General features: G+C 38.3%; 7 protein-coding genes and 1 pseudogene. 1 reads left to right on the plus strand and 7 read right to left on the minus strand.

All coding sequences use genetic code 11. The features are described 5' to 3' along the window. Positions 1 to 190: 190 nt before the first annotated feature. The 5 genes from AC1DVK_RS17455 to AC1DVK_RS17475 form a co-directional block, all read right to left on the minus strand. Positions 191 to 1,177 carry an NAD(P)-dependent alcohol dehydrogenase gene (locus AC1DVK_RS17455; protein ID WP_061463440.1) on the minus strand — a complete coding sequence of 329 codons (987 nt, stop codon included), beginning with the start codon at positions 1,175 to 1,177 and terminating at the stop codon, positions 191 to 193. A gap of 263 nt (positions 1,178 to 1,440) precedes the next feature. Continuing rightward, a complete protein-coding gene (gene sat, locus AC1DVK_RS17460; protein ID WP_477627003.1) occupies positions 1,441 to 2,619 on the minus strand; it encodes a sulfate adenylyltransferase in 1,179 nt (392 codons plus the stop codon). A gap of 73 nt (positions 2,620 to 2,692) precedes the next feature. Next, on the minus strand, positions 2,693 to 3,289 hold the full coding sequence (gene cysC / locus AC1DVK_RS17465) for an adenylyl-sulfate kinase (protein ID WP_410862548.1): 597 nt from the start codon (positions 3,287 to 3,289) through the stop codon (positions 2,693 to 2,695). A 12-nt stretch (positions 3,290 to 3,301) separates the two neighbouring features. Next, positions 3,302 to 4,174 (minus strand): sulfite exporter TauE/SafE family protein, encoded by an 873-nt coding sequence (locus AC1DVK_RS17470; RefSeq protein WP_477627004.1) that lies wholly within the window; start codon positions 4,172 to 4,174, stop codon positions 3,302 to 3,304. Positions 4,175 to 4,500: 326 nt separating this feature from the next. Further along, positions 4,501 to 5,217 (minus strand): glycosyltransferase family 2 protein, encoded by a 717-nt coding sequence (locus tag AC1DVK_RS17475; protein ID WP_477627005.1) that lies wholly within the window; start codon positions 5,215 to 5,217, stop codon positions 4,501 to 4,503. Between the two features lie 300 nt (positions 5,218 to 5,517). Between AC1DVK_RS17475 and AC1DVK_RS17480 the strand changes: the two genes are divergently transcribed. After that, positions 5,518 to 6,594: a glycosyltransferase family 4 protein gene (locus AC1DVK_RS17480; RefSeq protein WP_477627006.1), complete on the plus strand. Its 1,077-nt coding sequence runs from the start codon at positions 5,518 to 5,520 to the stop codon at positions 6,592 to 6,594. Between the two features lie 72 nt (positions 6,595 to 6,666). Here AC1DVK_RS17480 and AC1DVK_RS17485 read toward each other — a convergent pair whose 3' ends face one another. After that, a complete protein-coding gene (locus AC1DVK_RS17485) occupies positions 6,667 to 7,392 on the minus strand; it encodes a sulfotransferase family 2 domain-containing protein (RefSeq protein ID WP_477627007.1) in 726 nt (241 codons plus the stop codon). Between the two features lie 38 nt (positions 7,393 to 7,430). Continuing rightward, positions 7,431 to 7,770, minus strand: a pseudogene (locus AC1DVK_RS17490) (glycosyl transferase); the annotation flags it as partial.

Below are 7,770 nucleotides of genomic sequence, written 5' to 3' on the forward strand. Positions count from 1 at the left end.
GTACGTACTACCCTAGCTACTGAAATATCAGACTTCCATTCAAAAAAAGGTCATCCAGTATAAAAACCGGCTAACCCTATAATAAGAACGCACCCTTTAGCTTTATGAGGGCTTGACATAGTTTCCCAATCCAGATTACATGATATATAGACATTCAATGAATACAGTAATTGAATATCCTCTGCCATAATTAGGATTTGCTGTTATGTTCCACAGTTATTACGACATTTCCCTTCTTGTGTCCTTTCTCGACATATCTATGGGCTTCAACTATCTCTTCAAACGCATAATATCTGTCAATGACCACTTTTAACTTCCCCGCTTCAACAAGTTCTTTAAGTAAGTTTAGAGCTTCGGGGGTTTCAGGTGAATTCTGACTCAATATTAGCTTCTTGCCGCTTGTCAATTTAGTCCATAGCATTCGAACACCTGGTAACGGTACAGTGACATTTAGATAAGTTCCGTCCTTTTTCAGCGATTTCATACAAGCTGAAAACGAACTCTTATCTACCGCTTCAAATATAACATCATAGGTCTCATCCATTCTGGATAAATCTTCTTTAGTGTAGTCGATTACTTTATCTGCTCCCAGAGATTTTACCAATTCTAAATTTGTGGTACTGCAAACCCCTGTAACTCTTGCTCCGAGATACTTGGCAATCTGAACTGCATAACTTCCGACACTTCCTGAAGCACCATAAACAAGAACCTTTTGACCACTTTCTATGTTAGCTTTTCTAAGATAAAACAATGCTGTACGTGCCCCTATTGGAATGGCTGCGGCTTCCTCAAATGATAAATTATTGGGCTTAATGGCTACTGATCCGTCTTCAGGCAGACACTTATACTCGGCATAAGCACCAAAACCCACTTGGGAAGCTGCAAATACATGGTCACCTGCTTTAAACAGCTTGACATCCTTACCTACTGACTCAACTTCCCCAGATAACTCCAAGCCTAATATGGATTTTTTTGGACGTCTTAAACCAATTATGATCCGAGCAGGCAGCCAAACAGAGAGAGGAACTTTAAAGCTACGTGACCGAATATCCCCCATTGTTACCGTTGTCGCTTTTACTTTTACCAGTATTTCATTATCTTTAGGAGTAGGTTTTTCTACCTCTTTCAGTTGAAGAACGTGGGGGGGACCATACTTTGTGTATACAATTGCTTTCATTTACCCTCCTCCAATTCGATATATTCACTTAATACCTACGAATCGTCAAAAACTGTTCTTAAACCATCCTGCTCCGTTATTTTAATAAAGAATAACCCAAACCCTAAATTTTGGCAATCCAAACTGAAGTGAGAGCCATTTTTATAGGAATGATGTTAACAGGAATAATGGAATGGTATGCTTTGCACTTTCATTGCCTTATTCCGGATCCTATCCAAGAAGCGAGTAACTATTGTATAATCTCTAAAGGCGTTTATAATAGCTTACTCAGCTTCATTTCTCTTCATGCCTCTAATAAGTACCTCAGCCACCTCAGGACGCGTAAACTCAAGTGGCGGGATAAGCCCCTTTCGAAGCATTTCCCTGACTTTGGTCCCACTTAATATAAACCTGTCTTCATCTTTATGGGGACAGGTTTTCATGGAAGCCATGTTCAAGCATTTTTTGCAGAAAAAGCTATGTTCAAAGAACAGGGGTTTTATGCCTATTTTCAGGGGGTCAAACTGGCTAAAGATTTCTTGGGCATCATATGTGCCATAATAGTCGCCTACACCTGCATGATCTCGGCCGACAATAAAATGTGTGCACCCATAATTCTTACGAACAATTGCATGAAATACTGCTTCCCTTGGCCCTGCATAGCGCATTGCCGCTGGGTATATGGCAAGCAATACCCTATCCAATGGGTAGTATCCTTTTAGTAAAGCTTGATAACTTTCCATCCGAACATCGGCAGGTATATCATCTTTTTTCGTTTCACCGACAAGAGGATGCAATAATAGTCCATCAACAGTTTCCAATGCTGTTTTTTGCAGGTATTCATGGGCCCGGTGTACAGGGTTCCTCGTTTGAAACCCAACAACAGTATTCCAACCTAAATCCTTGAACATCTTTCTCGTTTCGGAAGGGTTCAAATGAAATTTTTCGAATGGCTCATGTGATGCCCCATTTATTAAATAAATAGGTCCTGCGACATATATATCCCCTTGTCCAAACAGCTTTTTAACCCCAGGATGGTTGGGATCTGCTGTTTTATATACGAGTTCGGCTTCCTCCTGCTTATCGTATTCAAACTTCTCTTCCACCTGAATGATACCAATAAGTTCCCCTTCATCACTGTATAAAGCGACTTCGTCCCCAATGTTCAGCCGACTTGCCTCCTCCTTCGTGACAGGAAGAGTGATCGGTATCGTCCATGGTAAACCATTTGCCAGATGCATATCTTTGATGACGCTCCGGTAATCCACTTTTCCCATGAATCCCACAAGCGGGCTGAACCCGCCGTTTGAAATCATTTCCAGATCGGAAACATTCCATTTCGAGATGGTCAGGGACGATAAGGATTTACACTTTTCCAAATACTCTTGACGGTCAGTTACTGATAATTCACGTTGAATCAATTTCCCGCCATGTGGATCGATAATGTTCCTTTGTGCCTGCATTTATAACTCCTCAATCATTAGATTTGGTTTGGTTTGTTTCATATTCTCCTTTTCAAATTCGGACATGTACATGTTAAAGACCATTATCCTTTAAATATTTCATGACCTGCTGCACGCATTCTTCAATGGTGTAATGATTGGTTTCTATAAGAATCTCTGGATTTCCAGGTTCTTCATAAGGATCCGAAACGCCTGTGAAGTGAGTGATTTCCCCATTTCTAGCTTTCTTGTACAATCCTTTTGGATCCCGTTTTTCGCAGGCCTCGACGGGACACTTTACATAAATTTCAATAAACTCATCTTGTTGTACCTTTTTTCTTACTTCCTCCCTGTCACTGGCATAAGGCGAAATGAAAGTGGCCAACACAACGATTCCGCTATCCACAAAAATTTTGGAGACTTCCCCGATTCTCCTTATATTCTCTTTACGGTCATCCGAGCTGAAACCAAGGTCTTCATTCAATCCATTGCGTAAATTATCTCCATCTAAAATATATGTCGAAATTCCCATCGCATACATTCTTCCTTCAACCATATTTGCGATGGTAGACTTACCCGACCCTGATAACCCTGTAAACCAAAGAATATAGCTTTTATGTCCGTGCAGAGCTTGCCTTAGCTCTTTCGTAATGGAAAAAGGATGTTGATGGATATTCTCTTGTTGACTCACACTATCTCCCCTTTATTCTTTATGGGACTCCTTTTTATTGTTCCTGATGACAAAGACTAAAGAACCTGCCCACGCAATTAAAATAATCATATATATATAGGGTGCCCAATGATCATGGTTAGTCCAAGTGGCAATCAACGTCCTGGCATTCGTCAAGATGATAAAACCCCCAACAAGGACGCCCAATAAATAAGATGGCAATTTCGTAACGATCCATGCAGCAATCGGGGCAGCAATAATCCCGCCTACCATAAGGGAGATTACCCAAAACCAGTTGACTTCCTGCCAACCTAATGCAATGAGGAACCCTAAGGTTGCGGAAACAGCAATAGCAAACTCGCTTGTGTCAACAGTTCCAACAACTTTTCTGGCAGGAACGCCTTTTTGGGATAATAGGACAGGAGTTGTGATGGGACCCCAGCCTCCCCCACCGGTTGCATCTGCGAAACCGGCTATCAAACCTAATGCTATCGATTTTTTTCTGGATAGATTAATTGATTTCTTTTCATTTATTTTCTGAGACGTTTTTAAAAAGCGAAAAAGTACATACACGCCAAGAAACAGCAAAAATATTGAAATGTATGGTTTTATCACATCTCCTGGTAAATTACTTAAAAAACACGCTCCTGTAAATGCCCCAACAGATCCTGGGATGATTAATTTAAAAAGGGCTTGGCGGTCCACATTTCCAAATTTCAAATGAGAAATGCCTGATGCCGCAGTTGTCACGACTTCTGCCAAATGAACAGATGCCGAGGCCACTGCCGGTGCGATTCCGAATGTCAGCAACAACGATGTGGATGTAACCCCATATGCCATACCTAATGACCCATCGATCAGCTGAGCCAGAAATCCGATAAACGCGAATATAATGAGCTTTCTCATTTTCTCCTCCTACATGAGCATTCCCTTATTTTTATAACCTACATGTTGCCAAGTTTCGGTAACTTACCAATGAATTACGCTCGTCCAATTGTCGATTATCGGAATTAAGTCTTGCTAACAAAAGCTTTTTCCAATTGGTGACAATCCCCTATTATTAGGGAAAAATGAATGATTTCTATAAGATATGCAAAGAGCTTTATGTATGTTAATTGACTTAAGAGGAGGTTGGAAAATTAATGTGGGCACTCTCGAGGTCTGGTGATGATATCCAAGCTAAAGAAGCCCCTGTTTTATAAACAAGGACCTTCACTATCCATCATGATCATCTATTGTTTCCTAAGTTCATTTACCAATAATTGTTTCATTTTGGCATGATGTCGATTAACCACAAGCCTATTTTCCAATTTGATGCTACCTTCATGTTTTTTAGAGCCCATTTCTGTATGAATCCTATAAAGTAATAGGGGTTGAGGCACAAAGTGAAATTTGAAGTTTTGCAAGATCCGCAACCATAAATCATAATCATGTGTGTATTGAAGCGTTTCATCAAAAACTCCGATGAGCTCGAAAACCTTCCTGTGAATCATGACCGAGCAGCCGTTAATAATGTTTCCTCTGATCATTGCTTTAAAAAGTTCAAGTTGATTAGACGGGTATATCCCTATTATGGGAGAAATGATCTCTCCATCATCATCCATGCAGTAATAACTGGTATAACTAAAATAGGCATTCTCCCTTTTCATTATATCCAACTGGACTTCCGTTTTTTCTGGGTAAAAGATGTCATCAGAACTAAGCCAGCATAAATAGTCACCTGCCGCTTTTTCGATGCCGGTATTCAAGGCACTGGCCGTACCGCCATTTTCCTTTTTAATGTAAATGATTTTATCTAGAAACGGATCGATTTTTTCTGAATATAATGTAGAACCGTCATTAACTACGATAATTTYAATATTTTTGTAGGTTTGATTGACCAAACTCTCCAAAGCTTTATCGATATATGGACAATTATAAAATGGAACAACAATCGACACTTTAGACATTTATGAACCGCCTTTCAAATAATTACCATTTATTTCATGAACATCAGGACTATCTGTTTATAAATAATGATTCATTTTCATTCTTATATTTATTCACACCTAGTAAGAAATGTACTATTCCCGATGAAGTCATCACAAATTAAAACGGCTATAAATCCGATTAGTGAGTCATACGTATATTACATGGCTATTTGTCACATCCATTCAAAATGGAAGGATCTATTGTAACTGTTTCCTTGATAGGTAGGGTCGAGCCTAAATATGAGTCCTGTTGCTCCATTATTAATGAGGAGGGGAAAAATGAATATATTGTTTGTTTTTTATGTTCCAAGTGGTGGAGTGGAAACATTAAATCGACAACGATTTGCCGCTCTGAAAAAATACAGTATCGATGCTCATTTTCTTTATTATGAAAATAGAAGGGATTTCTTGAATGACCATAGTGCCCCAACATTTATTACCAACGATGATGCTGAAATCAAAAAAATATTGGAAGATGGAGATTATTCCGCTGTTGTTGTCGTTTCAGATTTCAAAACTTTACCTAGATTCAGGTCTATGGGTTATAAAGGAAAGATGATTATAGAAATTCAGGGATATGGTCCGAAAAAAGTTGCAAGAGAGGCATTAACAAATGCAATCCCACTTGTCAATTCCCATGCCGACGGATTACTTAACCCAAAGACTCCTCACATCATGCAATTAATGGATGAACTTTACCCTTCGTTTCCAAAGTTCAGTTTTAATAATTGTTTTGATACAAGTCAATTCTCTTACAAACCTGTACCATTAGATGGCTTTAGAAAAGTGGCCTGGATAGGCAGGGTTGAAGATAATAAAAATTGGAGCGAATTCCTCAAGATAGGTTATCAACTAATTAACAATTATAATCCGAATATACAATTGCTTATGTTCGAAGATCCCACGTTAAGTGACCCTAAAGAAAGAATTAAATTCAATAAATTAATAAATCGATTAAATTTAAGCCCAAAGCTCACTCTGCACTCAAATGTCCCTAATTCCGAAATGGCCGGTTTTTTCTCTGAAATTGGCGATTCCGGAGGCTTTTTATGTTCTACTTCAAAAGTGGAAGGAGCCCCTTACGCACTTCTTGAAGCAATGAGTTGTAGATGCCCTGTGCTGACGACGGATTCCGACGGTGTAAGAAGCTCAATCATTCATAATCAAACAGGAAAGTTTTACTCTTTAGGAAACATTGATAATGCAATCAAAGAGGCAAAGGAATTAATGGATAACCAGACCATAAGGGAAAGTATACGGTCAAATGCCCTAGAACACGTCAAAACCCATTTTAGTCCTGATTTGTACGCTCAAAATTTCATCAAAATGCTGGAATCCTTAGGAATGAACCCATAGTGATAAGAAACAGCCGGAATTTTTCATTCCGGCTGTCGTTTTTATTTTATAGGGAACAGTCCAACTAGGAACCTAGTTTAAGACGCTCTGTTCCAGTTTGAACTTTTCTAATTGCTTTTGCTCATCTACCGTAAGTGATTTAAGTTTTTTATAAAGAAGTTCCTTAGCAAAATTATATAGTTCCATATCCATTGCGTTATATTTTTTAATCAAATTTATTATATCCAATGGCACTTCCTCTTTTGTCAAACGGTTTTTTGTAATATTTTTTCTAGTGTAATGGATATCTCCCCATGCATATTCCTTTTTTAGGCAAAAAAGTGTTTCATTGAACAACTCAGTGACACCAACCACTGAAAATGTCTTTAGATTTTCTTTGGCTTTTTTAATATCTGGATAATCTGGATCACCACTTACTAACATGGTTTGTAAATTTTGGGCTTCAGGATCCCTTAATACAAATTCCTCTAGGGTCATTTCTCTAACTCTCTCATATCCTGGTTGATTTTTCAAAAAGAAATATAAGGATATAACACGGTCTACTGGATCACGTAACATCGTAAAGTAATTGGAGGGTTTTGAAAAATGCTGATGAATTCCATAATAATAATGCCCCGCTACGGCTTTGATTTTTTTCTTTTCCTCTTCCTCTAATTGATCAACTTTTTTTATCTTGTATTCGTAAGAATCATGATCGAATATTTCATTAACTTCATATTGTTTTCTCAAGATTTCACTTAAGGTCGTTCCCCCTGTTTTGGGGACATGCATAAATATATCGAGAAGTTCTTCAGACATAATGATTTCCTCCATTTCTTGTTATAAAAAAAGTCTGCTTATAAATTCTTTAAATTTTTTTTAAGAATCGGCCGGTAATGACTTTCAATCGTGATAATGTCTTTTAACATTTCAGGTTGGAATCTGCTTGTACCCGATTCTTCATGTATCCTGAACTTTGTTAAGACTTCATCCAAATAATACATTTTAAAACCATTTACCAATATACGAAGCCACATTTCATAATCATGTGTATAACGATGATATGGATTGAAATAACCAACCACATCGAATACATCTTTCTTCAAAACCACTGTACAGCCATTCACGGCATTACGGAGTAAAAAAGCATGGTACACCCCGTTTTCAATATCGGAAAAGCGTTCTCCGGTCCAAGGA

The organism is Peribacillus sp. P4_B1 (genome assembly GCF_056402395.1).